The following is a 25,292-nucleotide window of genomic DNA, read 5'->3' on the forward strand; positions in this document are numbered from 1 at the left end:
CGGCGGCGCGCGCGCCTCAGAGCGCCGCCGCGTTCAGCAGCGCCACCACCATGGCGTTGGCGGGCGTCGCGATCCCGTGCGCGGCGCCCCGGCGGACGATGACGCCGTTGCGGGCGTCCAACTCCATGGCCCGGCCCGCCGCGCGGTCGGCGTGCAGCGAGTTGACCGAGCCCGGATCGGCGGCGCGATAGCCGGCGATGACCTGATCGGGCAGATCGTCGGAGAGATCGGCGCCCTCGGCCCGGCCCACGGCCACGCACTCGGCCACCAGCGACCGCATGACCTGGGCCGCGCCCTCGTCATGGGCGATCCCGGCGGGCTTGAGCACCAGGGCGTTGACCGCCCCGGCGCAGTTGAGGGCCAGCTTCTTCCAGGCCTCGGTGACGAAGTCGTCGACGACGTGCAACTCTATGGGCGTGTGGGCGAAGAGGCCTGCAAAGGCCTCACCGGCCGCGCCCGCCGGAACCTTGATCCAGCCATTGCGCCGCTGCAGCATCCGCCCCGGCGCCGAGCGCTCGGCCGGGATGTCGACCACCGCCGGAACCAGCCGCTCGGCGGCGATCTTGCCCACGAACGGCGCGACGTGCTCGACGCCGTTGCGCAGGATGGCCACGCGGGTCTGCGGCCCCACCAGAGCGTCCAGCCAGGTCCAGGTCGCGTCGGTGTCGTAGGTCTTGGTCGTGACCAGCACCCAGTCGACCGGCGCAAGACTCTCCGGCGATGTCGCCACGCGCGGGGTGGCGCTAATGGCCCCCTCCGGCGTCTCGACCGCCAGGGCCTCGAACGGCGTGCGGACACAGACGGTCACCACGTGGTCAGGCTTCTGGGCCAGCCAGGCGGCGAGCGTTCCACCGACGGCGCCCGGGCCGATCACGGCGATGCTGGTCATGGGATGCTCCGCTCAAAACAAAACCCTCTCCCCTTGCGGGAGAGGGTGGCCCGGCCCTCGCCGGGCCGGGCGAGGGGTCGCGCGGGCGACGCCGGGAAACCCCTCATCCGTCAGCTTCGCTGACACCCCGGATCAAGTCCGGGGCAGGCTCTTCTCCCGCAAGGGGGAGAAGGACGCCAAACATCATTCCGCCAGGATCGTGTCGACCGAGCGCTTCTTCATCATCTCGTCGAAGCTGGTCCACACGCCGTCCGAACCGTGCCACTGACCCTTGGTGGCGGCCTTGGAATATTCGGTGGCGCGGGCTTCGAAGAAGTTGGCGTGCTCCACGCCCGACAGCAGCGACTGCAGCCAGGGCAGCGGGTTTTCCTTCACGCCGTACACTTCGGGCAGGTGCAGCTGGCGCAGGCGCCAGTCGGCGACGAAGCGGATATAGGCCTTGATGTCGTCAGGCGTCATGCCCTGGATGTCGCCGGCCTCGAAGGCCAGGTCGATGAAGTTGTCTTCCATGCCGACCACAGTCTTGCAGCAGTCGACGATGTCGTCGGCCACGGCCTTGGTCACCGCGCCGGTTTCCTTGTTGAAGGCGTGGTACAGCTTGATGATGCCGTCGCAGTGCAGGCTCTCGTCGCGGATCGACCACGAGACGATCTGGCCCATGCCCTTCATCTTGTTGAAGCGTGGGAAGTTCATCAGCATCGCGAACGAGGCGAACAGCTGCAGCCCCTCGGTGAAGCCCCCGAACATGGCGAGCGTCCGGCAGATGTCGGCGTTCGAGTCGACGCCGAAGGTCTGCATGTAGTCATGCTTGGCCTTCATGGCCTCGTATTCCATGAACGCCGAGAACTCGGTCTCGGGCATGCCGATGGTTTCGAGCAGCAGGGCGTAGGCCGCGATATGGATCGTCTCCATGTTCGCGAACGAGGCCAGCATCATCTTCACTTCGGTGGGCTTAAACACCCGACCGTAGCGCTCCATGTAGTTGTCCTGCACCTCGACGTCGGACTGCGTGAAGAAGCGGAAGATCTGCGTCAGCAGGTTCCGTTCCTTGTCGTTCAGCTTGACGGCCCAGTCCTTGAGGTCCTCGCCCAGCGGCACCTCTTCGGGCATCCAGTGGACCTGCTGCTGCTTCTTCCAGAAGTCGTAGGCCCAGGGATAGCGGAACGGCTTGTAGCCGCCCGAGGGGGTCATCAGGCCGGGCAGGGTGATAAGCTTTGCGGACATCGACAACGGCTCCAAGGGCGGACGGACACGAATCGGACGGACGAGTTAGGCTTTCTTGGTAGCGCGGCCGACCGGATCATCTAGTGGTCAGGTGGTCGCAGCACACAACATGTTGTGGGTAGTTTTCTAATCAATGGTTAAGGCAGCATACACCATCTATGGGGCGCTTGGCTCGGGTTCCGTGCCCGTCGAGGCGGCCCTGACCCTGATCGGGGCGCCCTACGACATCGTCGAGGCGCCGACCTGGGAGGGCGAGGCGCAAGCGGCCAAGGTCGCGGCGGTCAATCCGCTGAAACAGATCCCCGCCCTGGTCACCCCGGACGGCGAAACCCTCACCGAAAGCGCCGCCATCCTGATCTGGCTGGCCGACCGCTATCCGCAGGCGAAGCTGGGCCCCGCGATCGACCACCCGATGCGCGCCCAGTTCCTGCGCTGGATGACCTTCATCCCGGCCTCGATCTATTCGCTGTTCTGGGTGCGGGATGAGCCCTCGCGCCTGGGCGGGCCCGACCCGGAGGTGCAGGCGCGGATCAAGGCGGCGACCGCTGACCGCATCGCCGACTGCTGGGCGATGATGGAAAGCCAGCTCGCGCCGCTGATGGACCGGCACGGCGGCCGCTATCTGCTAGGCGATGAGCTGGGGGTGCTGGATCTCTATGTCGCGGTCGTCAGCCGCTGGGGGCCCCGGCGCGTGCGGTTCTATGAGGCCGCGCCGAGGATGGCGGAGGCTGTGCGGCGGGTGGACGCGGAGCCGCGGCTGACGGCATTCTGGGCGGAGCGGTTCCCGTTCTTTGACGGGTGGGAGCGGTTGGGGCAGCAGGGGTGAGGGCGACCTCTAGTCGCCCTCACGCTCCTACTGCGCGTACGGAGCGAGATTTGCTTCCCAGTTTGCGTCATGAATTATACGTGCATGGTGATGGCCGCCCGCCAAAATCTGAGACTTGGTCAAGTGCGCTACAGCCGCCCAGTTTCCTGCAAAGACGTAGGTCGCATTTGCAGGCATCACACTCTCCAAAACGGTCATCCCTGTACCGGGAAAGACGTAAGCCACGTAGGCGTGAAAGCCACCGTGCCCTAGATAGACCTCAGCGGGATCACGGCTAGCGAGGAAAGTGAGCCGCTGCATAATCGGCCCTTGGGAAGTTGGTGCGGTACGAGCAACAAGCCCAGCCACGTGGGCGGAAACACCACCAACATTGTTACCCGGCGGGAGTAGCGTCCAATTTACTCTACGCGTCTGCGGAGGAAGAAACGACGCCAAATCATCGTGGCGAATTTCCAACTCGCCAAATATTTCCAAGATAAGATTTATGGCGTGAAGAACTTCAGATTCTGGTGATTGCAGCCAATGATACACTGGCGAGACGACCAACCGAGCTCCATTATAATCAGCCACCGTCAGCTCCAAGCCTTGCGGCGGAACAAACGTTCGCGGATAGCAATCGCGGTAGATGTCGACGGTTTCCGTCACGGTGCGCGTTTCCCCGCGCCCCGCCCATTCTTGCCGGGTCCACTCGCGCCTACCTACCAGCCGACTTTCTTTGGGTCGGTTGCGATGAACAACAAAAGTACCCTCAGAATTGACGCGGCTTATACGCCCCACGGCCGGTGGCAACAGCGTATCGCCATCGACTAGATTGCGAAAACCAGAACGGTCGAGTTTAGCTGCAGGCACATTCGCTACATCCACAGCTAGCTTGAATGCCGTGTTCGGGATCAGTCCACCGAGATAGCTGGATAAAGAACGTACGTACTTCTTTCGGATCAGCATCTTCCATTCCCGAACAACAACGTTCTTGCAGAAATGGTTAAGCCCCCGAGCAATTCCATAGGTTGTGACCGCGACAAGTTGTCGCACTATGCGGGTGCGATCCTTAAATCTCTTGGAGGCTGCAGCGTGCAGGGCTGGGCAGGTCAGTCAAGGACGACGCTCGCGCGTCGCCGCGCGGCGGCCGCCCGGAGGGCGGTCCTTGAGTGACCTGCCCAGCCCTGCGATCGTCTCGCCGTGAGATGTAAGGAGGGCTCCTTCTCGGGGCGAGAAGGACGCAAACGCGGAGCCTCGCGCCCTGACATAAAGATATCTTTATGCGTTAATTGCTCGGAAGGGGTCTCCAGCGTATAAGGCCGGCAAGATCCCCACCCGACCGCAGGAGCCGACCGTGGCCGACTATATCGTCAAGGACATCTCGCTCGCCGATTTCGGCCGCAAGGAAATCGCCATCGCCGAGACCGAAATGCCGGGCCTGATGGCCACGCGCGCCGAGTACGGCCCCCAGCAGATTCTCAAAGGCGCCCGCATCGCCGGCAGCCTGCACATGACCATCCAGACCGCCGTGCTGATCGAGACCCTGACGGCGCTCGGCGCCGAGGTCCGCTGGGCCTCGTGCAACATCTTCTCGACCCAGGACCACGCCGCGGCCGCCATCGCCGCCGCCGGCGTCCCCGTCTTCGCCTTCAAGGGTGAGAACCTGGTCGAGTACTGGGAATACGCCCACAAGATCTTCGAGTGGCACGACGGCGGTTATCCGAACCTGATCCTGGACGACGGCGGCGACGCCACCCTGCTCTGCGTGCTGGGCCCCAAGGCCGAGAAGGATCCCTCGATCCTGAACAACCCGCAGAACGAGGAAGAAGAAGCCCTCTATGCGGTGATGAAGAAGTACCTGGCCGAGAAGCCGGGCTTCTATTCGGCGATCCGCGCGGCCATCGGCGGCGTCTCGGAAGAGACCACCACGGGCGTGCACCGCCTGTACCAGATGGCCCAGAAGGACGAGCTGCCGTTCCCGGCCATCAACGTCAACGACAGCGTCACCAAGTCCAAGTTCGACAACCTCTATGGCTGCCGTGAGAGCCTGGTCGACGCCATCCGTCGCGGCACCGACGTCATGCTGTCGGGCAAGGTCGCCGTGGTCTGCGGCTATGGCGACGTGGGCAAGGGCTCGGCCGCCAGCCTGCGCCAAGGCGGCGCCCGCGTGATCGTCACCGAAGTCGACCCGATCTGCGCCCTGCAGGCGGCGATGGAAGGCTATGAGGTCCAGACCCTGAACGACGTCGCCGATAAGGCCGACATCTTCGTCACCGCGACGGGCAACAAGGACGTCATCACGGTCGACGACATGCGGAAGATGAAAAACAACGCCATCGTCTGCAACATCGGCCACTTCGACTCCGAAATTCAGATCGCCGGCCTGCGCAACTTCAAGTGGGACGAGATCAAGCCGCAGGTCCACCACGTGGAATTCCCGGACGGCAAGAAGCTGATCGTGCTGTCGGAAGGCCGCCTGGTGAACCTGGGCAACGCCACCGGCCACCCCAGCTTCGTGATGTCGGCCAGCTTCACCAACCAGACCCTGGCCCAGATCGAACTGTGGACCAACAAGGCCAAGTACGAGAACCAAGTCTACACCCTGCCCAAGCACCTCGACGAGAAGGTCGCCTTCCTGCACCTGGAAAAGCTGGGCGCGAAGCTGACCACGCTGCGCAAGGATCAGGCCGATTACATCGGCGTTCCGGAAGCTGGTCCGTTCAAGCCGGATCACTACCGGTACTAAGATCGGACGAAGTCTGATTTCCCATAGGGAAGGCCCGCCGCCTGGCGGGCCTTTTCTTTTGCGGGAGTGAGCGAAGACGCCCTGTTCAAGGCCGCCTTGCTCGGCTAATCGCTTTGCCATGCCGCTAGCCTTGATCATCTCCAGCCACGTCGCCGGCAGTCAGGTCGGCGCGACGGCCCAGGCCACAGCCCTGGCGCAGTTCAAGATCGACTCGATGGTCGTCCCGACCGTGCTGTTCGGCCGCCATCCCGGCTGGGGCATTCCCGGCGGCGCGCCCGTGCCGATCGAGGTGTTCGAGGGCATGCTGGACGGCATCGAGGCCAACGGTCTCTTCGGCCTCGTCGATCTGGTCATCACCGGCTATTTCGCCACCGCCGCTCAGGTGCGCGCTGCCGCGCGGGTGATCGACGCGGTACGCGAGTCGCCCCGTCCGAACGGCGCGGCCATGCGCCGCCCGACCGTGATCGTCGACCCCACCATGGGCGACGCCGGCAAGGGCCTCTACATCCCGGCCGAGACGGCTGACGAGATCATCGCTGACCTCATTCCCCGCGCCGATGTCGTGGCCTGCAACTCTTGGGAGCTGCAGAAGCTGACCGGAACCGACGCCCGCGATCCGCAGTCGGCCATGCGCGCCGCCCGGCTGCTGGGCAAGACCACGCTGGTCTCCTCGGTGCATCGCGGGGCCGAGATCGGCGCGGTGCTGGCCGACAAGAAGGAAGCCTGGCTGGCCGCCCACGCTAAGTCCGACCGCTCGCCCAACGGCACCGGCGACTTGCTGACCGCGCTCTACGCCGCCTCGATCCTGGAGGGGCAGACCTTCTCGTACGGCCTGGCGCGCGCCGTCGGCGGTGTGGCCGAAACCGTGACCGCCGCCAACATCTGGAACGCGCCCGAACTGCCGATCGTGGCCATGGGCGCGCGCATCAAGCAGACCTCGCCGACCGTTCGGATCGAACGGCTGGCCTAGAGCCCGCAAGGCCCGACCATGACCGACATCACCGGCGTTTGCCCTGACCGCTTCGCAGCAGTGCGAGAGGTCTTCGAACAGAACTTCGCCGACGGCGGCGAGCTGGGCGCGCGCTTTGCCTTCGCCATCGAGGGCGAGATCGTCGTCGATCTGATGGGCGGCTTCGCCGATCGCAAGCGCCAGATCCCGTTCGGCCCCGACACCCTGACCGCCCTGTTCTCGACCACCAAGGCCGTCGCGGCCCTGATGATCGCCCGTCTGGTCGACGAGGGGCGGCTCGCCTACGACCAGCCCGTCGCCGAGGTCTGGCCCGAGTTCGCCCAAGCCGGCAAGGATGCGGTGACCGTCGAGCAGGCGCTGTCGCACCAGGCGGGCCTGTCAGGGTTCCCGGACGAGACCGATCCGGCCATCTGGTTCGACTGGGACGCCACCTGCGCCAAGCTGGCGGCCATGGCGCCGCTGTTCCCGATCGGCTCGGCCAGCGGCTACCACCCGGTGACCTACGGCTACCTGGCCGGCGAGATCTTCCGCCGCGTGGACGGCCGCACCATGGGAAAGGCGCTGCGCCAGGACATCTGCGAGCCGCTGGGCCTCGACCTCTGGATCGGTCTGCCCGACAGCGAGCACGACCGGGTCGCCGACCTGATGCGCCCGACGGCCATGCCGCAGTTCGGCGAGATCAACCCGGCCGTCGAGGCCGCCTTCTTCAAGCCGTGGTCCTCGCCCGGCGGCAAGGGCGCGGCCGAGTGGCGGCGGGTCGAGATCCCCTCGGCCAACGGCCACGCGACCGCCCCGGCTCTGGCGCGGCTGATGGGCGCGCTGGCCAATGGCGGAACGCTGGACGGCCGCTCGCTGATCACCCCCGCCGGGATCAAGGCGGCCACCGCCGAGCGCCTCCGCGGCCGCGACCTCGTCCTGCCCTACGAGATCAGCTGGGGCGCGGGCTTCATGCGCAATGAGCCGAACTTCTACTACGGCCCGACCGCCGAGGCGTTCGGTCACTCCGGCTGGGGCGGCTCGTGCGCCTTCGCCGACCCGACGCGCGGCGTGTCGGGCGCCTATGTGATGAACAAGCAGGGCAATGCGCTGATCGGCGATCCCCGGTCGGTGCGCCTGATCGAGGCGGCGTACGCCAGCCTCTAGGCGGGCGAAAGCGCCTTGGCCTTGCGCCACGCCCCGTAGGCGAAGGTCGCCACGCCCAGCCAGATGAACACGAACGACAGCGCCCGCAGCGGGGTGAACGGCTCGCCGAACGCCACGCCCAGCAGGAACTGGATCGTGGGCGCGATGAACTGCAGGAACCCCACCGCGCTGAGCGGCAGTCGGCGCGCCGACCAGGCGAACAGGGCCAGAGGAACCACCGTCGCCGGGCCCGCCAGCGCCAGCAGCGCCGTCACACTGGCGCCCGCTCCGAAATGACCCTGGCCGCTCGACTGCAGGAACCACACATAGGCCAGCCCCGGCAGCGCCAGATAGGCGCACTCGATGAAGAGGCCGGTCTGGGCGTCGGCCTTCACCTGCTTGCGCAGGATGGCGTAGACGCAGAAGGTCAGGGCCAGACCCAGCGAGACGATCGGGAGGTGACCCAGGGCCACCGTCTGGATGGCCACGCCCACAGCGGCCAAGCCGATCGCCACCTTGCCCTCCGTGGACATCCGCTCGCGGAACAGCAGCGCGCCGGCCGCCATGTTCATCAGCGGATTGATGTAATAGCCCAGGCTAGCTTCGATCACGTGGCCGGCGTTCACGGCGAAGACGTAGATCGTCCAGTTGCTGAAGATCGCCAGGGTCGTGAGCGCCAGCACGCCCAGCGTCTTGGGCTGGCGCAGCACCTGGGCGACCTGCCCGACCTGCCTGGCGATCAGCACAAGACCCAGCGCCCACAGCACCGACCACAGCGACCGGTGGGCGATCATCTCCCACGAGGTCACGCCCAGCTTGGCCAGAAGGTGGAAGTAGAGCGGCAGGAAGCCCCACAGCAGGTAACACCCGACGCCGGCGGCGTAGGCCGAGCGGCTCTCTGTCTGTGAATGGGGGGGCATGGACCAAACCTCTCGGGCGCTTCTCGCAAGTAGGAAGCCCGCCATCCGCCCGCATCTTGCGGAGAGTTGGGAAATTCTGGGTTTGCGACCAGTAAATCCGCCGTCCTCCGCTGGGCGAAGGACGGCAGGGACCGTCCTAGGCCAGGACCTTGCGCTTCAGCAGGCCCTTGTCGTGCAGCAGCTGGGCGATCTGCACCGCGTTCAGCGCCGCGCCCTTGCGCAGGTTGTCCGACACGCACCAGAACGCCAGGCCGTTCTCGACGGTCGGGTCCTTGCGGATGCGCGAGATGTAGACCGGGAACTCGCCCTGGGATTCCTTGGGCGTGATGTAGCCGCCGTCCTCGCGCTTATCGACCACGACGATGCCGTCGGCCTCGCGCAGGATCTCGCGGGCCTCATCCTCGTCCAGCGGGCTCTCGAACTCGACGTTCACCGACTCCGAGTGGCCGACCATGACCGGCACGCGCACGCAGGTGGCGGTCAGCTTGATCGCCGGATCCAGGATCTTCTGGGTCTCGACGGCCATCTTCCACTCTTCCTTGGTGAAGCCGTCGTCCATGAAGACGTCGATGTGGGGGATGACGTTGAAGGCGATCTGCTTGGTGAACTTCTTGGGCGGCGGCGCGCCCAGGACATAGACGCCCTTGGTCTGGTCCCAGAGCTCGTCCATGCCCTCCTTGCCCGCGCCGGAGACAGACTGGTAGGTCGAGACGACCACCCGCTTGATCTTGGCCTCATCGTGCAGCGGCTTCAGCGCCACCACCAGCTGGGCCGTCGAGCAGTTCGGATTAGCGATGATGTTCTTGGGGATGCTGTTGACGGCTTCCGGGTTCACCTCCGGCACCACCAGCGGCACGTCCGGGTCCATCCGGAAGTGGCTGGAGTTGTCGATGACGATCGGACCGGCCGCGCCGATCTTCTCGCCCCAGGCCTTGGAGATCGACCCGCCGGCGCTCATCAGCACGAGATCCACCTTGGAGAAATCGAACTGCTCCAGGTCCTCGCACTTGAGGATCTCGTTGCCGAACGAGACCTCGACGCCGATGGATTTGCGGCTGGCGATGGCGTGCATCTTGTCCACGGGGAATTTGACTTCCTCGAGGATGTTGAACATCTCGCGGCCCACATTGCCCGTGGCGCCGACCACGGCGACCCGGTAACCCATCGCGCTCTCCTGAAGACTGTCGCCCGGCGGACCTCGCGGGGCGTGGTTCCGTTACGCCTCATGCCCAGCGGGCGCAAGCCGAGGGTTTCTCTCAGGCGCGCCAGGGAAACGCGGTCCGCGCCAGGGATCGCGCCCGAAAACAGCCGCGTTCATGTCTCGTCAATCTTGTCGCGCGTTTTGTGGGCTTCGGCTAAACCGGTCGCGCCCTTACGGGGCGTGATCCAGACGTCTGTGCGGTAGGAACAATACGATCATGGCGAACGGACCCTTCGGCGGAAATCCGCCGGCGAAGCCGCAGCGCACGCCGCTCCAGGCCCTGATCTACTGGGGTTCGGTGGTCGGCGTCTGGGGACTGATCTTCGTCGTCGCCTTCTTCGCCGTGTTCGCCAGCGATCTGCCCGACACGTCCAAGCTCTATGACGTCAAGCGTCAGCCCTCGATCAACTATCTGGACCGCTCCGGCGCCCTGCTGGCCGTGCGCGGCAGCCAATATGCGCCGCCGGTCGATCTGGACGCCCTCCCGAAATATGTCCCGGCGGCGTTCATCGCCATCGAAGACCGCCAGTTCTATCACCACTTCGGCTTCAACCCCTGGGGCATCATCCGCTCGGCGGCCTGGAACCTGACTCATGATGGCCCCCAGCGCGGCGGCTCGACCATCACCCAGCAGTTGGCCCGTAACCTGTTCCTGAGCCCGGCCCAGAACTATCGCCGCAAGGCCCAGGAGCTGATCCTGGCCATCTGGCTGGAACTGAAGTTCTCCAAGAAGCAGATCCTGGCTCTCTATATGAACCGGGTCTATTTCGGCGCCGGCGCCTACGGCATCGAGGCCGCCTCGCAACGCTACTTCAACAAGCCCGCCAACCAGCTGACCATCGGCGAAGCCGCCCTGCTGGCCGGCATGATGAAGGGGCCGGCCCGCTATTCGCCCGTATCGGCCAAGGAACGCGCCGCCCGCCGCGCCACCATCGTTCTGGACGAGATGGTGCGCATCAAGGCGATCACCGCCGAGGAACGCGACGAAGCCTTCCGCACCCCCGTTCAGGTGTCGGCCACCCTGGCCAATCAGCGCGCCCAGTATTTCACCGACTATATCGACGCCCAGGTGCGCTCTCTGGTCGGCGAGCCGACTGAGGATCTGGTGGTCGAAACCACGATGGACCTGCCGATTCAGGTCGCCGCCGAACGCGCCGTGAAGCTGGGCGTCGAGGGCCATATCAAGCAGGGGGTCCAGCAGGCCGCTCTGGTCGCGATCGACGGCGAGGGCCGCATCCGCGCCTATGTCGGCGGCGCTGACTACAACGACAGCCAGTTCGACCGCGCCACCACCGCCCGTCGTCAGGCCGGATCGGCCTTCAAGCCGTTCGTCTTTCTGACCGCCATGGAAGCCGGTCGCACGCCCAATGTGATGGTCGTCGACGAACCCGTGAAGATCGGCAACTGGGAGCCGAAGAACTACACCAACAAGTACCTGGGCCCCATCACCCTGCAGACGGCCCTGGCGCAGTCGATCAACACCGTCGCCGCACGCCTCGCCAATGAGGTCGGCACCAGCAACGTCGCCGCCACCGCGCGGCGCCTGGGGATCACCAGCAAGATCCAGCTGGACCCGTCGATGGCGCTGGGCGCCGTCGAGGTCTCGCCGATGGAGATGGCCCAGGCCTACGCCCCCTTCGCCAATGGCGGTTTCCTGGCCAAGGGCTACGGCATCGAACGCATCCGCACCGCCAGCGGCAAGGTCCTGTATGACCACAGCGTCGACAAGCAGGCCCGCGCCGCCGTGATCGGCTCGCCCAGCCTGCAGTACATGAACCAGATGATGCGCGAGGTCGTCGCCACCGGAACGGGCACGCGCGCCCGTGTCGCCAGCTACGATATCGCCGGCAAGACCGGCACGACCAGTGACTACAAGGACGCCTGGTTCGTCGGCTACACCGGCGGCTTCGTCACGGCGGTCTGGACGGGCAAGGACGACGCCACACCGATGAAGCGCGTCACCGGCGGCGGCGCACCGGCCGAGGTCTGGCGTGTCTTCATGGCGGCGGCGCTGCCGCGGCTGAAGGCGACCCCCATCCCCGGGGGCTTTATTGAACCGCCCCCCGTCGCGCCGGTCGATCCCATCGGTGACTTGGTGGACGCGCCGCCGGCGCCGGAGGGCCCCGCAGCCGAGGCGCCCGCCGGCGAGCCTCCGCCCGCGGACCAGTTGCCGTACTAGAGAGGCCCCCGCGTGGTCCTCGTCCTTCGACAGGCTCAGGATGAGGACCAGGGCGAGGCCGAGACAGTCGAAAGCCTTATCCTAAGCTTGTCGAAGGACGAGGTTTTCGCGCCTAGGCCCGCCTAAGCTCCGATCGCGTGGAGTTCCGCCGCGTGGGCGCGCAGCCACGCACGATGCGGGGTCGGATCACCGATCAGCTGTTCGCACAGCGCCCAGAAGCGCGGCCCGTGATTGGCCTCGATCAGATGCGCGCATTCATGGGCGGCGACGTAGTCGGCCACCACCGCCGGGGCCAGGATCAGACGCCAGCTATAGCGAATGGCGGCCGGCGCCCGGGACGTCGCCGGGCGGCATGAACCCCAACGCGCCTTCGGGTCGGCGATGGCCACCGACGGCATGGGACGTCCCAGAGCGGCAGCATGGATCGCCGTTCGCTCGGTCAGGACGGTCAGGGCCTCGCGCTTGGCCAGGCGGATGACCTTCAGCCCCCAGTTGGCGTCATCGGGGGCGACGATGCGGTCGCCGTCGATCCGGGCGCGGCCGGCGCCGACCTCCAGGCGGAAGGGCTTGTCGTTGAGGCGCAGCACGCCGCCGGGCGCCAGGCTCATGCGCTCGGGCAGGGCCGCCAGTTGCTTGGCGATCCAGCCGGCCTTTTCCTGGGCGAAGGCGACGGCCTCGTTCAGCCGGCGCGGGGTGGGCGACAGGGCGACGATCTCGGACCTGGCCCGATCGACCCGCAACGAAATCCGCCGCGCACGACCATCGACCTTGAGTCGCACCGGCCAGCCGCCGACCTCAAGTCGATCACCATCGGAAAAGCGTTGGGCGGACCGCGCAAACATCGCCTCTAGATCGCGTGCGCGCGCGTTCGCCGCAAGAGCGACCCTACGTCAGACTTCCTCGCCGAAGTTCGGGTCGCATTTCCGGATGAACTTGCGCACGCGCGGATAGATCTCCTCGCGGAACCGCCGCCCGTTGAACACCCCGTAGTGGCCGACGCTGGGCTGGACATAGTCCAGCTTCATGTCCTCGGGGATGTTCGCGCACAGGCCGTGCGCCGCCTGGGTCTGGCCGATGCCGGAGATGTCGTCGTTTTCACCCTCGACCGTCATCAGGCCAATGTCGGTGATCACCTCGGGCTTCACCCGCGTCCCGCGATGCACCAGCTCGCCCTTGGGCAACAGATACTGCTGGAAGACGATATCGATGGTCTGGAGATAGAACTCCTCGGTCAGGTCCAGCACCGACAGGTACTCGTCGTAGAACTCCAGGTGCTTGTCGGCGCTGTCGCCGTCGCCACTGACCAGGTGGTTGAAATAGCGACGATGGGCTTCCTGGTGGCGGTCGGCGTTCATGCTCATGAAGCTGGCCAGCTGGACGAAGCCCGGATAGACGCGCCTTCCTGCGCCCGCATAAGGCGGCGGCACGTTGTAGATCATGTTCGACTGGAACCAGGTGAACGGCTTTTCCTCGGCCAGCTGGTTGGTGACGGTCGGCGACAGGCGCGCGTCGATCGGCGAGCCCATGAAGGTCATGCTGGCCGGACGCGACGGATGGTTCTGCTCGGCCATCAAGGCGGCGGCGGCGAGGACCGGCGGTCCTGGCTGGCACACGGCCACCACGTTCGGACGCGGGCCCAGCACCTCCAGCATTTGGATGACGTGGTCGATATAGTCGTGGAAGTCGAAGCGGCCCTCCAGGACCGAGACTTCGCGGGCGTTGACCCAGTCGACGATGAAGACGGCGTGGTCGGGCAGGAAGGCCTCGACCGTGCCGCGCAGCAGGGTGGCGTAGTGGCCCGACAGCGGCGCGACGATCAGCACCGCCGGATCCAGCGAGAACTTCCCCGCCCGGCGCATGTCAGCCATGTCGCGATCGAACTGGACCAGGCGCGCCCAGGGGCTTTCCCAGACCACGGTCGGGCGGACGCGGACGTCGACCTGGCCGACCTTGACCTTGTCGATGTTCCACTTCGGCTTGCCGTAGCGCCGCGTGACGTTGGCGAACAGGTCGGCGCCGGCGTGCATGCGCCGACCGACGGCCGAGTCAGCGGCCGGGTTCAGCGGCGATCCCCAGAAGTCCCGGGCCGCCAGCGCCGCGAGGCGCATGGGAGTGGAGGCGTAATAGGCCGCCTCGTGCAGGGCGTAGAGCATGGCGTATCCGCTATGTTGCAACGCAACATAACACGCCGAAGCCTAACAAAGTCCAGCCGATCGCGAATTTTTACGCCGGATCAGCCCTCGCGAACCGCATCCTTGATGCGACGAGCGATCTCGTCGGGCGGCAGGTTGTAGGGGATCACCGTCTTGAAGCGGCCTTTGGGGTCCATCAGGTAAATCGCCGTGGAATGGTCCATGGTGTAGTCCACGCCGTCTCCGACCTTGGCGTGGTAGACCCGATAGGCCTTGGCGGCCGCGTCCACCTGCGCCTGGGTCCCGGTGAGACCGAGGGTGGCCTTCGGCACATAGGGGGCCGAGAGATAGGCCTTCATCTGCTTCACGGTGTCGCGGGCGGGGTCGATCGAGATGAAGACGATCTGGAAGTCCTTGGCCTTCGGACCCAACTGGTCGGTCGCGGCCGCCAGACCCTGCAGCGTCCCAGGACAGACGTCGGGACAATAGGTGAAGCCGAAGAAAACCGCGCTCCACTTGCCTTTCAGGGCCTTTTCGCTGGTCGGCGCGCCGTTCTGGTCGACCAGTTCGAACGGACCGCCCACGGTCACGGCGGGTTCCGAACGGAAGACGCCGACGTTCCAGGCGAGGCCGACAGCGACCGCGAGGCCTAAGACGCACGCTAGAATGAGTACAAGACGATGGCGGGGCATGCGCGGTTCATCCTTTTACTCTCGCCACGCGCGCAATTCTGGACAATCCTGCGGCCATGGCTGACGTTTCGTTTGCGAGAGCGCCCGACGATCAACGTCACAAGGGGCTCGATAAGCTGGCCGACGAGCCGGCGCAAGACGACGCCTGGTCCTGGACGGCCCCAGGGCTTCGCCGCGGTCGCTTGCGGGTGCGCACCCTGCTGGCTCAGCGCTGGGCGTGGGTCGTGGGCCAAACGGCCGTCCTGACCTTCGCCGGCCTGGTTCTCAAGCTGCAGGTGCCCTGGGCGCTGTGCTTCACCCTGATCGCGCTGTCGGCCTGGCTGAACGTTCTGCTGGGCCTGGCCTCGAGCGGCCAGAGACTGGCGCGGGACGGCGAGGCCACCGCCCAGATCGCCTTCGACATCTTGCAGCTCTCGGGCCTGTTCTATCTGACGGGCGGCGCGCAGAATCCCTTCTCGCTGCTGCTGATCGCGCCGGTCACCCTCGCAGCGGCCACCCTGCCGGCGCGCTATGCCCTGACGTTGGGGGCCATGGCCATTCTGTCGTCGATCCTGCTGGCGCTCTTCCACCTGCCGCTGCCGACCGTCGATGGAAGGCCGCTGCCGGACCTCTCCAACTCCAATCTGTTGTGGTCCATCGTGCTCGCCCGGATCTTCGGGATCGTTTTTACGGGTCTCTACGCATGGCAGGCCGCCAGCGAGTCCGCCCGCATGGAGCTGGCGCTGAACGTGACCGAGACAGTGTTGGCGCGGGAGCAGCGCCTCTCGGCGCTCGGAGCCCTCGCCGCGGCCGCCGCGCACGAACTGGGAACGCCGCTCGCCACGATCTCGGTGGTCGCCCGCGAGATGGCCAGGAACGCGCCGAACGATGAGGTGCGCGAGGACGCCGAGCTGATGATCGGCCAGGCGGCGCGCTGTCGCGAGATCCTGCAACGCCTGACCGAAATGCCCGAGGCGACCGACGCCGTTCACGAGCGCATGAGCCTGGTTCAGCTGGTGCAGGACGTGATCGAGCCGCATCTCGTGCACGGCATCCGCGTCGAGGCCGTCGTCAACGGTCCCTCCGGCGAAACCGCGCCGGATATCTGGCGCAGGCCCGAGATCATTCACGCCATGACCTCGATCGTCGAGAACGCGGTGGACTTCGCGCGTAGCGAGGCGATCGTCATCGCGCGCTTTGACGCCCGCCATATCGTGATCGAGGCCCGTGACGACGGACCCGGCTTCTCGCCGGAAGTGCTGGCGAAACTGGGTGAGCCCTATGTCACGACTCGTCCGGGCGCGGAGGGCTCGCGTACCGGACATATCGGCATGGGCCTGGGCTTCTTCATCGCCAAGACCTTGTTGGAACGAACCGGCGCGACCGTGGACTTCCGCAATGGTCGCCGGGGCGGCGCGGTGGTGTCTGCACGCTGGCCCAGACCGGCGCTTGAGGCGCCCGGACATACAGGGGCTTGAGTTGTGATGCGGAAACGCGAAAGTATGATTTGTTATTAGGTCTGCTCAAGTATTAGCGCGGGGAGGCGCTGACTTTTATGGCGGATATCGGAGAACTGGTTGCGGCGCTGCCGGATAAGTCGCTTCTGCTGCTGGACGACGACGCGCCACTGCGGACCCGACTGGGGCGAGCCCTGGAGCAGCGCGGCTTCGAGGTGACCCTGGCCGCCTCGGTCGCCGAAGCCCTGACCATTCTCCGGACGCAGGCCCCAGCGCATGCTGTTCTGGACATGCGGCTGGAGGACGGCTCGGGTCTGAAGGTGGTCGAAGCGGTGCGGGACGCCCGGGCCGACGCCAAGGTCATCATGCTGACGGGCTACGGCAACATCGCCACCGCCGTGGCGGCGGTGAAGGCCGGGGTGGTCGACTATCTGTCCAAGCCCGCCGACGCAGACGACGTAGCCCGCGCCCTGCTGGCCGCCAAGGACGCCGCGCCCGCCCCGCCCGAAAATCCGATGAGCGCCGACCGCGTGCGCTGGGAGCACATCCAGCGGGTCTACGAGATGTGCGGTCACAACGTCTCGGAAACGGCGCGACGCCTGAACATGCACCGCCGGACCCTGCAGCGGATCCTGGCGAAACGGGCGCCGCGGTAGAAGCGTTTAAGTTGCTCCCTCGCGATGCGGGGGAGCTGTCACGGAGTGACTGAGGGGGCCTTCTCCGCCAACGTGCAGCTAAACCCCTCCGGCCCTCTGGGCCACCTCCCCCGCATCGCGGGGGAGGAACTTCTAACTCGATCACATCGCCGAAATGCCGCCGTCGACCTTGATCTCGGCGCCGGTCATGAACTTGCTCTCGTCGCTGGCCAGATAGAGCACCGCATTGGCGATGTCGGTCGGCTCGCCGATACGGCCCAGCGGCACCTGACGGGCAAGCTTGGCGAAGGCCTCCTCCTTGCCGAACCGGGCCGAGAAGCCGTCCAGGATCGGGGTGTCGATGAAGGTCGGGTGGATGGAGTTCGAGCGGATGTCGAGCTTCATCTTGGCGCAGTACAGCGCGATGTTCTTGCTCAGCAGCCAGACCGCCGCCTTGGAGGCGTTATAGGCGGGCGAGTTGCCGTTGGCGATCAGGCCGGCGATCGAGGACAGGTTGATGATCGAGCCCGGCTGGTGGGCGCGCATGTGGGTCAGGGCGTGCTTGGCGCCCAGGAACACCGAGTCGACATTGACCGACATGACCTTCTTCCAGAGCCCGAAGTCGAGGCTCTCGATGGGACCATCGCCGCCGATGCCGGCGTTATTGACCAGCACCGACAGGCCGCCCATGGCCGCCGTCGCCTTTTCCAGCACGTCGATCCACTGGTCTTCCTGGGTGACGTCCAGCTCGAAGGCGAAGGCCGTGCCTGCGCCGTGAGCGGCGTTGATCTCGTCGGCCACGGCTTGGGCGCCGGCCAGATTGATGTCGGCCAGGGCGACCTTGGCGCCCTCCTTGGCCAGCATGCGACCCGCCGCCGCGCCGAGGCCCTGGGCGCCGCCGGTGATGAAGGCCTTCTTGCCGGCGACCCGGCCCGTGCTCTGCGCCATTTCGGCGTCCTCCCGATTATAATTCAAACAGCAGTTTGAATTCTTCAGGCGGCGCTGTCCATGAACTTCGCGAGCGTGAGGTCCAGATCGGTGACGCCGTCCGCGTCGTGCGTCGTGAGCAGCACCTCGACGCGGTTGTAGACGTTGAACCACTCGGGGTGATGGTCGAGCTTGTCGGCCATCAGCGCCACGCGTGTCATGAAGCCGAAGGCCTGGTTGAAGTCGTCGAACCGGAACGTCTTGACGATGGCGTCCTTGTGGTTCGGGGCGATAGCCCAACCCTCGAGCTGGGTGATCGCGGCGGCGGCGCCGATCCTGGGACGGGACATGTAGACTCTCCGAAAGGGCTTTGCCCCCTCAGAACGCCAATCCGGTCGCCTTCGCAAGGTCGTCGAGCAGTTGCCGCTCGTCCGACACCTTGATCGCCGTCATCCCGAGAGCCGCCGCGGGCTTGCAGTTGATCCCCAGGTCATCGAGATAGATGCAAGCCTCCGGCGCGACCCCGAGCAACTCGCACATCATCTGGTAGATGCGGGGATCGGGTTTGCGAACGCCCGCCTTGGAGCTTTCGATCACAGCGTCGAACAGCGCCATGATCTCGCCGACCGCCAGGGCCTTTTCAGCGCTCTGGGCCATGCCCGGACCATGCCCCGTCGGCACATTGTTGGTGATGCAGCCGACCTTGAACTGCGCCTTGCAGGTCTTTAGCGCGGCCATGACCGAAGGCCGCAGATCGCCATACAGCAAGGGCAAGACGTCAGCCCCGCGCACATCGTGGCCGAGGCGCAGCGCCTCTTGTCTGAACAGGCCGTCGAAGGCCACCGCATCTATCTCCGCACGCTCGAACCGAGCCCAGGCGTTGGCGTCAGGATCAGTGGCGTTGACCGTGCGGATGAAGTCCTTGGGCAAGCCGCGCTCGGTCTCGTAGCGCCGGAACGCCTCGAACGGCGAGGTCGTGAACACCCCACCGAAATCCCAGATCACCGCTTCAACCGCCATCGCCGCCTCAAACGCTTGTTTGAGCGCAGGCTAGCGGGCGATGCGCGTCAGGGGAAGTCGGGGAATGCGCAAGCTCGCCCATCGGGTGAAGGGCGATGACGGGCGCCTTGGAAAGGTTTTGTTAACAATTCAGGAGTCGCTCATGCCCGTTGTTCGCCACCTTTCCATCCTGGTTCTCGCCGCCGTCAGCCTGGCTGCGGCGCCCGCCCATGCGGGTTCCGAGCGAGGCGGGCACGTCGATCCTCGTCTGTCGACCGACGTCGCAGGTGGGGGTTGCGAGACCCGGCGGGTGACGGGACCGGGCGGCGCCTATCGTTGGGAACGCGTCGAGTGCGGCGCTGATCGCGGCTGGTCCGACCACGACCGGTGGGGCTATGGCCATGCGCCCTTGGCGGTGGAAACGCAGGATGACCGTTACGGCGCGCGTGAGTCGTATGCGGAAGACCGCTACGGCCCTTCGCCGGGGGCCTATGGGCCCAACTACGTCGCCGCGGGGCGGGATCGGATCGGCTACCTGATCTGGCCCGGAAAAAGACCCTGAAAGGGCATGGCGCCACCCTTGCGCCAAACGCGTTCACGTGCACCAAATTGGGACGGGGGAACTGTAAATGCGTACACCGAATAAACCGCTCTTCAAGGCCTACGAACTGGTGGCGATCGCCGTCTTCGTCGTGGCGGCCGCCGCTGTCAGCAGCATCGGCCTTGTATACTAGGCCGGCCTTCGAGCGCCGGCGCGAGGCGTAAAGCCTCGTTTCAAATGGGAACAGGATCGCCGGCCCTGCGGGTTAGGTGGGAACATCCGGAGCCGCGATCCTGTCGAGCCCAGAACCCGTCTGACAGAGACGAGAGCATCCAAGCGAGAAACCGGACTCTGAAGTCAGATATTCAGAGCCCTTTCTGATTGTTTTGGACGGAGCCGCCCAAGGTCCACAGGCTCAGGAGGCGGAGGGGGTTACCGCTCCTCGTCGAACCGGTTACCGACCAGCTCGCACAGCGCTTCGATCGCGGCTTCGGCTTCGGGCCCCTCGGCGCTGATGTCGATGGTCGAGCCAATGCCGGCCGCGAGCATCATCAGACCCATGATCGATCGCGCATCGACGGACGCGCCTTCGCGACTGACGGTCACCTCGGCGTCGAAGCCTGACGCCATCTTCACGAACTTGGCCGAGGCCCGGGCGTGCAATCCCCGCTCGTTGACGATCTCGACCGTTCTTGAAGCCATGCCCGTCACTTTTCTCCGGCGAGCACGTAGGAGGCCACGGAGATGTACTTGCGTCCAGCCTCCTGGGCGTGAGCGACACAGGCCTGCAACGTCTCGCGCTGGCGCACGCTGGCCAGCTTGATGAGCATGGGCAGGTTGAGGCCCGCGATCACCTCGGCCTTGGTCTGCTCCATCACCGAGATGGCCAGGTTGCTGGGCGTCCCGCCGAACATGTCGGTCAGCAGGATGACGCCGTCGCCGCCCTCATCGACGGCCGCGCACGCCTTCAGGATGTCCGCGCGGCGACGCTCCATGTCGTCTTCCGGACCGATACAGATCGCCTTTACGGCGGCCTGCGGCCCCACGACATGCTCCATAGCGGAGACGAATTCTTCCGCCAGACGCCCGTGCGTCACAATCACGAGCCCGATCATGCCTTGTATCTCAAACGGGATCCCCATTCCCGCCACGACCGGGAGAGTGTCGCGCGGGCGGTCTTGATACGCCCGTTAGGATTGGACTCCAAGAGACTGCATCATGCGTCTGATTTTCGCCGGCGCGGCGGGTTCTGGCGGCCACAGGTCGAAAACGGGAACATCCACGCCCGCAATCTGCTCGAAACGGGGCTCGGGCAGTCTTTCGACCCGGCCTGGAGTGTCGACGCAGCGGATGACCAGCGCGATCTCCGCGAAGGAAACGGCGGCGGCGGTGACCACGCCGAGCCCGCGCACCTCGATGAGGCCCGCCAAGGTCTCGGGCGCGCGTCCGTAGAGGCGCCCGCCCGCAGCGAAAGTCACGACGCGATCATCGGCGACAAGACGGAAGCCCTGATCCAGAGCGCGCAGGGCCAGGTCGCTTTTGCCGGCGCCCGACGGGCCTTCGATCAGCGCGCCGCGCCAAAGCCCTTGGTGGCGCAGAGCGATCAGGCCGCCGTGGCGGATCATTCGCGCGCGTCCGGCAACTCGACGACGAAGCGGGCGCCGACCACCGCCCCGTTCGCGTCCTTGCGGTTCTCGGCGTGGACCGTACCGCCATGGGTCTCGACGATCTGACGGGCGATCGACAGGCCCAGGCCCGAATTGCCGCCGAACGCCCGTCCCTTGGGGCGCGAGGTGTAAAATCGCTCGAAGATGGTCTCGAGGTTTTCGGGCGGCATGCCCGGCCCGTCGTCCTCGACAGCCGCGATCAGCCCGCCCCGGGTCCGCGACAAGGTCACGCGCACCTCGCCGTCGGCCGGGCTGAATGAGCGCGCATTGTCGATCAGGTTGCGGAACACCTGCCCGATCGGCGTCTCGCGCCCCAGGATGATCGCCGGTTGTGAGGGGTCCGCCAGACTGAGGGACACGCGCACGCTGCCCGGCGCGTCGCCGGGACGCCACTGGTTCTCGTAAAGGCTCACCACCTCCGTCAAAAGACGCCCCAGATCGAGCGCCTTGGGATGCTCGCGCGACAGCTCCGCGTCGAGGCGCGAGGCGTTGGAGATGTCGGTGACGAGCCGGTCCAGGCGATTGACGTCGTTCTGCAGGATGGCCAGCAGCCTCGCGCGGGCGGCCGGCTCGGTGACGAGGTCCAGGGTCTCGATCGCCGAGCGGATCGACGTCAGCGGATTCTTGATCTCGTGCGCGACGTCGGCGGCGAAGCGCTCGATGGCGTCCATCCGCTCGGACAGCGAATGGGTCATGTCCTCCAGCGAGCGTGACAGGTCGCCCAGCTCGTCTTTCCGTTCCGAGAGGTCGGGAAGCGAGATGGCGCGAGCGCCTTGCAGGCGCACATGGTCCGCCGCACGGGCCAGGCGCAGAACCGGCACGGCGATCAGCCTGTGCAGCAGGACGCTGGAGGTCAGGATCGCCAGCATGGCCACCGCGATGAACGGCAGCAGAGCCTTGCGCTGGGCGGCGATAATCTCGTCGACGTCGCTGGCCTCCAGTGTCAGGACGCCCAACACCGCCTTCACATGTTGGATCGGGATGGACACCGACACGACCCGCTCGCCGTTTTCGGCGATCCGGGTGCCCGCGACGGTTCGGCCGCGCATGGCCTGAGCGATCTCGTTGGCCAAAGCCTCCTGGGCGCGTTTGGCCTTCGCGGCGCGATCGGGCGTCGTCCGCGCGTCATCGTCCTTCTGATCCGGCTTTCGGGCCGGCGGCAGAACCTTCCAGTCGACCCGATCGGCCACCACGAACGAGTCAGCCAGCGCCTTGCCTTGGGCGTCGAACAGCCGCGCGCGTTGCGAGCGCGGAATGAACAACAGCTGGAAGATCTGGCTGGCCGTGTAGGGGTCCAGCGCCGGCTCGGGCTCACCGACCGTGGCCGACTGGTCGATGACGTTGGCGATCAGCTCGCCCTGGGTCGACAGGCTGTCGATCCGCGCATTGACCAGGCCGTTGCGCAGCTCGTTGAGGATCAAGGCCCCGACGATGACGATCGCCAGGGCCACGACGTTCAGGACAACGATCAGCCGCCCCAGCCGCGACCCGCGCGGCCAGGTGAAGCGCCGCTTGGGCTCGGGCGCGATCGCCTCAGGCTTCGCGATAACGGTAGCCAACGCCGTACAGGGTCTCGATGGAGTCGAATTCCGGGTCGACCTGACGGAACTTCTTGCGCATGCGCTTGATGTGGCTGTCGATCGTGCGGTCGTCGACATAGACCTGATCGTCGTAGGCGGCGTCCATCAGGTTGTCGCGGCTCTTCACGAAGCCCGGGCGCTGGGCCAGGGCCTGCAGCAGTAGGAACTCCGTCACGGTCAGGCGGACGGGCCTGCCGTCCCAAAGGCTGTCGTGGCGCGCAGGGTCGAGCGTGAGCTTGCCGCGCTTCATCACCTTGGAGCCGGCCGCGCCGGCGGCGGACGCGGCGTCCTCCTCCTCGGGGCGCGCCCGCCGCAGGACGGCCTTGACCCGTTCCAACAACAGCCGCTGGCTGAACGGCTTGTGCATGTAGTCGTCGGCGCCGAGGTTGAAACCGAGGATCTCGTCGATCTCGTCGTCCTTGGAGGTCAACATGATCACGGGGATCTCGGACGTCTGACGCAGGCGGCGCAGCACTTCCATGCCGTCCATGCGCGGCATCTTCACGTCCAGGATCACCAGGTCCGGCGGACTGGCCTCCACCGCTTCCAGCCCGGAGGCGCCGTCGTAATAGGCCTTCACGGTATGGCCATGGCTCTCCAGGGCCAGCGAGACCGAAGCGACGATGTTCTCGTCGTCGTCAATGAGCGTGATCGCGGCCATCGGGTCGATACGTGTCCTTCACCTTCCGTGTTCGCCCGATCCTATCGGTCGGGCGTCACAGCTTCAACGCACGGCGCGGTAAAGCTTTCCCTGCTTCTGGCGACGCTTTGCGGCTCGAGAAAGGCGCGATTGCGGCGCACGGGTCACCAGAAATTATCCTCAACCTCGCCTTAAGGTCTCGTACGCCATAGTTATCGCTCCTGGAGCGGGTAGGGCATGGGCCAAGTCCATTACGAGCTTTTTGTCCGACGCAAGGTCGGCGCGCAGTGGACGCTGGAAATCGCCACTGAAAACCGCGCGCACGCCTTGCAGGTGGCTGAAGACGTCCTGACCCAGAACCGCGCGGTCGCCTCGCGGGTGACCAAGGAGACGCTCGACCCGTCCACCGGCGAGTACAAGTCGATCTCGATCTTCACCAAGGGCCTCGTCGACGGCGGTAAGCCCAAGAAGGAGGTCGAGGACCGCGATCCGCTCTGCGTCCAGCCGGCCGATCTCTACACCGCCCACGCCCGCGATCGGATCGGTCGCCTGCTGGAAGGCTGGCTGAGCCGCCACAAGGCCACGCCGTTCGAACTGCTGCACCGACCCGACCTGGTCGAAAAGCTGGAAGCGTCGGGCACGGACCTTCAGCACGCGCTGCAAAAGATCGCCATTCCCGAGGCCGAAGCGCGCGGACAGTCCGTGCACGAGGTCATGCGCCACTTCCACGGGCTGGTCGAGCGCACCATCGCCAACCTGATGAAGGCGTTCAAGAAGGGCGCGCTTCCCGACCTCGACAAGGAAGGCTTCGCCAGGGCCGCCGAGCGCCTGGTCGCCGATCCCGATCGCGCCTTCCTGCTGGGCGCCGGCGTCGCCGCGTCGATCGCGCCCGCCACCAACTGGTCCGACAAGATCGCCCGCCTGCTGGACCTCGCCGACGCCGCGCCCGCCGAGCCCCGCGCACGCGTCGCGGCCTTGCAGGCCATCGAGACGCCGCTCGCTGAGATCATCGGCTCGCGCGCCGGCATGGCCGACCTTCTCGACACCAAGGACGACCTGGGCGCCACCCTGGCCGCCATGACCCGCCTGACAGGCGGCGCGGCGGTGGAGGCTCTGATCAAGATCGAGCCGGGCGTCCGCGCCTGCATGCCTGACCTTTCGGGCACGGCGCGCCGCCTCAGCGAATGGCTGGCCGAGGACCACTTTCCCAGCGTGCGCAAGGCCATCGCCCAGCGCGTGCTGACCGAGCTCAACGGCGTGCGCCGCCTCAAGCCGCAAGATGCCGAGGCCGAGATCGAATATCTGCGCGCGCTGGCCATGGGCCTGACCGCCGCCGCCGGGCGCATCTTGCAAGGCGAAGACATCCAGGTCGCCTTCACGACCCGCTCCAAGACCCTGCTGAACGGCGACTTCATCGAGGCTTTGCTCGGCCGCGACCGCTCGGCGCATGAAGAGATCAAGATGTTGATCCGCCTGGCCGAGAACGTCATGGGCGCGGTCAACAAGCGCAACGCCTCGCGCTGGCTGAACGCCAACATCAGCGCGATGCGGTTCGAAAAGGAAATGCGGCAAGGCCCGGACTCGCCGGTCGCCAAGCTCAGCCACCTCGCGGCGCTTCAGCGCTCCCTGTCCCGATCAGGCCTTGTGCGCGAGGATTATGAACCGCTTTGCGCCAAGCTGGGCGAGATCGGCGGTCTGATCGAGGGCGATACGCGCCTTTTGACCATGCTCGTGCGCGCGCCGGCGCCCCTGCCCCATCGCCTGCAGCTTCTGGCCAAGCTGGCCATGGGCGAGGCCGGTCCCACCGGTCCGGTGGCCGACAAGGCGCGGTTCGAGGCCCTGAAGCTGGCCAAGGACCCCAGCTCCCGCGAGCAGTTGACGAATTCGCCCCAGACCATGGATCTGATCAAGAGCCTGCTGAGCCACGCGGCTTGACGCAGAACTTGCACGTCACGCGAATATCTCCCCAAGGCTGAAGGCTGAGGAG

At 66.1% G+C, this 25,292-nt stretch carries 26 protein-coding genes; 10 read left to right on the top strand and 16 right to left on the bottom strand.

What is annotated here, in order from left to right; genetic code table 11:
- Positions 1 to 16: 16 nt before the first annotated feature.
- Both CVUC_RS06940 and CVUC_RS06945 read right to left on the bottom strand, forming a co-directional pair.
- Positions 17 to 889: a 2-dehydropantoate 2-reductase gene (locus CVUC_RS06940; RefSeq protein WP_096032254.1), complete on the bottom strand. Its 873-nt coding sequence runs from the start codon at positions 887 to 889 to the stop codon at positions 17 to 19.
- A 183-nt stretch (positions 890 to 1,072) separates the two neighbouring features.
- The gene (locus tag CVUC_RS06945; protein WP_423748628.1) at positions 1,073 to 2,113 is read right to left on the bottom strand and encodes a ribonucleotide-diphosphate reductase subunit beta; all 1,041 of its coding nucleotides are present in this window, start codon (positions 2,111 to 2,113) and stop codon (positions 1,073 to 1,075) included.
- 133 nt (positions 2,114 to 2,246) lie between these two features.
- Between CVUC_RS06945 and CVUC_RS06950 the strand changes: the two genes are divergently transcribed.
- Complete coding sequence (locus tag CVUC_RS06950; protein ID WP_164468043.1) at positions 2,247 to 2,939, top strand: glutathione S-transferase family protein; 693 nt, start codon at positions 2,247 to 2,249, stop codon at positions 2,937 to 2,939.
- Between the two features lie 27 nt (positions 2,940 to 2,966).
- Here the strand turns inward: CVUC_RS06950 and CVUC_RS19690 are convergent, their stop codons facing one another.
- Positions 2,967 to 3,884 carry a hypothetical protein gene (locus CVUC_RS19690; protein ID WP_125469909.1) on the bottom strand — a complete coding sequence of 306 codons (918 nt, stop codon included), beginning with the start codon at positions 3,882 to 3,884 and terminating at the stop codon, positions 2,967 to 2,969.
- A gap of 388 nt (positions 3,885 to 4,272) precedes the next feature.
- Here CVUC_RS19690 and ahcY point away from each other — a divergent pair, with 388 nt between their 5' ends.
- From ahcY to CVUC_RS06965, 3 genes are all read left to right on the top strand, one after another.
- On the top strand, positions 4,273 to 5,664 hold the full coding sequence (gene ahcY, locus CVUC_RS06955; protein WP_010918146.1) for an adenosylhomocysteinase: 1,392 nt from the start codon (positions 4,273 to 4,275) through the stop codon (positions 5,662 to 5,664).
- Between the two features lie 118 nt (positions 5,665 to 5,782).
- A complete protein-coding gene (locus CVUC_RS06960; protein ID WP_096032252.1) occupies positions 5,783 to 6,634 on the top strand; it encodes a pyridoxal kinase in 852 nt (283 codons plus the stop codon).
- 18 nt (positions 6,635 to 6,652) lie between these two features.
- A complete protein-coding gene (locus CVUC_RS06965) occupies positions 6,653 to 7,777 on the top strand; it encodes a serine hydrolase domain-containing protein (protein WP_096032251.1) in 1,125 nt (374 codons plus the stop codon).
- Here CVUC_RS06965 and rarD read toward each other — a convergent pair.
- Positions 7,774 to 8,676, bottom strand: a complete 903-nt coding sequence (gene rarD / locus CVUC_RS06970; protein WP_096032250.1) for an EamA family transporter RarD — start codon at positions 8,674 to 8,676, stop codon at positions 7,774 to 7,776. The genes CVUC_RS06965 and rarD overlap by 4 nt on opposite strands.
- Positions 8,677 to 8,812: 136 nt before the next feature.
- Positions 8,813 to 9,841: an aspartate-semialdehyde dehydrogenase gene (locus tag CVUC_RS06975; protein WP_010918142.1), complete on the bottom strand. Its 1,029-nt coding sequence runs from the start codon at positions 9,839 to 9,841 to the stop codon at positions 8,813 to 8,815.
- A gap of 253 nt (positions 9,842 to 10,094) precedes the next feature.
- Here CVUC_RS06975 and CVUC_RS06980 point away from each other — a divergent pair, with 253 nt between their 5' ends.
- The gene (locus tag CVUC_RS06980; RefSeq protein ID WP_096032249.1) at positions 10,095 to 12,056 is read left to right on the top strand and encodes a penicillin-binding protein 1A; all 1,962 of its coding nucleotides are present in this window, start codon (positions 10,095 to 10,097) and stop codon (positions 12,054 to 12,056) included.
- A 122-nt stretch (positions 12,057 to 12,178) separates the two neighbouring features.
- On the opposite strand, the gene CVUC_RS06985 is transcribed toward CVUC_RS06980, so the two are convergent.
- The 3 genes from CVUC_RS06985 to CVUC_RS06995 all read right to left on the bottom strand — a co-directional run bounded on the left by CVUC_RS06985 (position 12,179) and on the right by CVUC_RS06995 (position 14,880).
- Positions 12,179 to 12,898 carry a SprT family zinc-dependent metalloprotease gene (locus CVUC_RS06985; protein WP_096032248.1) on the bottom strand — a complete coding sequence of 240 codons (720 nt, stop codon included), beginning with the start codon at positions 12,896 to 12,898 and terminating at the stop codon, positions 12,179 to 12,181.
- Between the two features lie 48 nt (positions 12,899 to 12,946).
- Positions 12,947 to 14,209: a polyhydroxyalkanoate depolymerase gene (locus CVUC_RS06990; RefSeq protein ID WP_024265522.1), complete on the bottom strand. Its 1,263-nt coding sequence runs from the start codon at positions 14,207 to 14,209 to the stop codon at positions 12,947 to 12,949.
- A gap of 80 nt (positions 14,210 to 14,289) precedes the next feature.
- Positions 14,290 to 14,880, bottom strand: a complete 591-nt coding sequence (locus tag CVUC_RS06995; RefSeq protein ID WP_096032247.1) for an SCO family protein — start codon at positions 14,878 to 14,880, stop codon at positions 14,290 to 14,292.
- A gap of 56 nt (positions 14,881 to 14,936) precedes the next feature.
- Between CVUC_RS06995 and CVUC_RS07000 the strand changes: the two genes are divergently transcribed.
- Both CVUC_RS07000 and spdR read left to right on the top strand, forming a co-directional pair.
- Positions 14,937 to 16,337, top strand: coding sequence for an ActS/PrrB/RegB family redox-sensitive histidine kinase (locus CVUC_RS07000; protein ID WP_096032246.1), 1,401 nt, complete (start codon positions 14,937 to 14,939; stop codon positions 16,335 to 16,337).
- A 77-nt stretch (positions 16,338 to 16,414) separates the two neighbouring features.
- Complete coding sequence (gene spdR, locus CVUC_RS07005; protein WP_010918136.1) at positions 16,415 to 16,972, top strand: stationary phase response regulator transcription factor SpdR; 558 nt, start codon at positions 16,415 to 16,417, stop codon at positions 16,970 to 16,972.
- Between the two features lie 141 nt (positions 16,973 to 17,113).
- Here the strand turns inward: spdR and CVUC_RS07010 are convergent, their stop codons facing one another.
- From CVUC_RS07010 to CVUC_RS07020, 3 genes are read right to left on the bottom strand one after another with little or no spacing between them, the layout of a single operon-like run.
- Positions 17,114 to 17,899 (bottom strand): SDR family oxidoreductase, encoded by a 786-nt coding sequence (locus tag CVUC_RS07010; RefSeq protein WP_010918135.1) that lies wholly within the window; start codon positions 17,897 to 17,899, stop codon positions 17,114 to 17,116.
- Positions 17,900 to 17,943: 44 nt separating this feature from the next.
- Complete coding sequence (locus CVUC_RS07015) at positions 17,944 to 18,228, bottom strand: 4a-hydroxytetrahydrobiopterin dehydratase (RefSeq protein WP_010918134.1); 285 nt, start codon at positions 18,226 to 18,228, stop codon at positions 17,944 to 17,946.
- Positions 18,229 to 18,256: 28 nt separating this feature from the next.
- Positions 18,257 to 18,898, bottom strand: coding sequence for an HAD-IA family hydrolase (locus tag CVUC_RS07020; protein ID WP_096032245.1), 642 nt, complete (start codon positions 18,896 to 18,898; stop codon positions 18,257 to 18,259).
- 142 nt (positions 18,899 to 19,040) lie between these two features.
- Between CVUC_RS07020 and CVUC_RS07025 the strand changes: the two genes are divergently transcribed.
- The gene (locus tag CVUC_RS07025; protein WP_164468263.1) at positions 19,041 to 19,439 is read left to right on the top strand and encodes a hypothetical protein; all 399 of its coding nucleotides are present in this window, start codon (positions 19,041 to 19,043) and stop codon (positions 19,437 to 19,439) included.
- Positions 19,440 to 19,506: 67 nt separating this feature from the next.
- On the top strand, positions 19,507 to 19,611 hold the full coding sequence (locus CVUC_RS07030; protein WP_010918131.1) for a hypothetical protein: 105 nt from the start codon (positions 19,507 to 19,509) through the stop codon (positions 19,609 to 19,611).
- 239 nt (positions 19,612 to 19,850) lie between these two features.
- On the opposite strand, the gene CVUC_RS07035 is transcribed toward CVUC_RS07030, so the two are convergent.
- The 5 genes from CVUC_RS07035 to CVUC_RS07055 form a co-directional block, all read right to left on the bottom strand.
- A complete protein-coding gene (locus tag CVUC_RS07035) occupies positions 19,851 to 20,129 on the bottom strand; it encodes an HPr family phosphocarrier protein (protein WP_010918130.1) in 279 nt (92 codons plus the stop codon).
- Positions 20,126 to 20,533 (bottom strand): PTS sugar transporter subunit IIA, encoded by a 408-nt coding sequence (locus CVUC_RS07040; protein WP_012639920.1) that lies wholly within the window; start codon positions 20,531 to 20,533, stop codon positions 20,126 to 20,128. The genes CVUC_RS07035 and CVUC_RS07040 overlap by 4 nt, the downstream gene beginning before the upstream one ends.
- 75 nt (positions 20,534 to 20,608) lie before the next feature.
- On the bottom strand, positions 20,609 to 21,043 hold the full coding sequence (locus CVUC_RS07045) for an HPr kinase/phosphorylase (protein WP_096032243.1): 435 nt from the start codon (positions 21,041 to 21,043) through the stop codon (positions 20,609 to 20,611).
- Positions 21,040 to 22,644 carry an ATP-binding protein gene (locus CVUC_RS07050; protein WP_010918127.1) on the bottom strand — a complete coding sequence of 535 codons (1,605 nt, stop codon included), beginning with the start codon at positions 22,642 to 22,644 and terminating at the stop codon, positions 21,040 to 21,042. The genes CVUC_RS07045 and CVUC_RS07050 overlap by 4 nt, the downstream gene beginning before the upstream one ends.
- Entirely contained in the window at positions 22,619 to 23,326 is a 708-nt protein-coding gene (locus CVUC_RS07055; RefSeq protein ID WP_096032242.1) for a response regulator transcription factor, read from the bottom strand. Before CVUC_RS07055 ends, CVUC_RS07050 begins: the two co-directional genes overlap by 26 nt.
- Positions 23,327 to 23,542: 216 nt before the next feature.
- Here CVUC_RS07055 and CVUC_RS07060 point away from each other — a divergent pair, with 216 nt between their 5' ends.
- Positions 23,543 to 25,240, top strand: a complete 1,698-nt coding sequence (locus CVUC_RS07060; protein WP_096032241.1) for a hypothetical protein — start codon at positions 23,543 to 23,545, stop codon at positions 25,238 to 25,240.
- Positions 25,241 to 25,292 lie beyond the last annotated feature (52 nt).

The organism is Caulobacter vibrioides (assembly GCF_002858865.1).
Taxonomy (GTDB): domain Bacteria; phylum Pseudomonadota; class Alphaproteobacteria; order Caulobacterales; family Caulobacteraceae; genus Caulobacter; species Caulobacter vibrioides.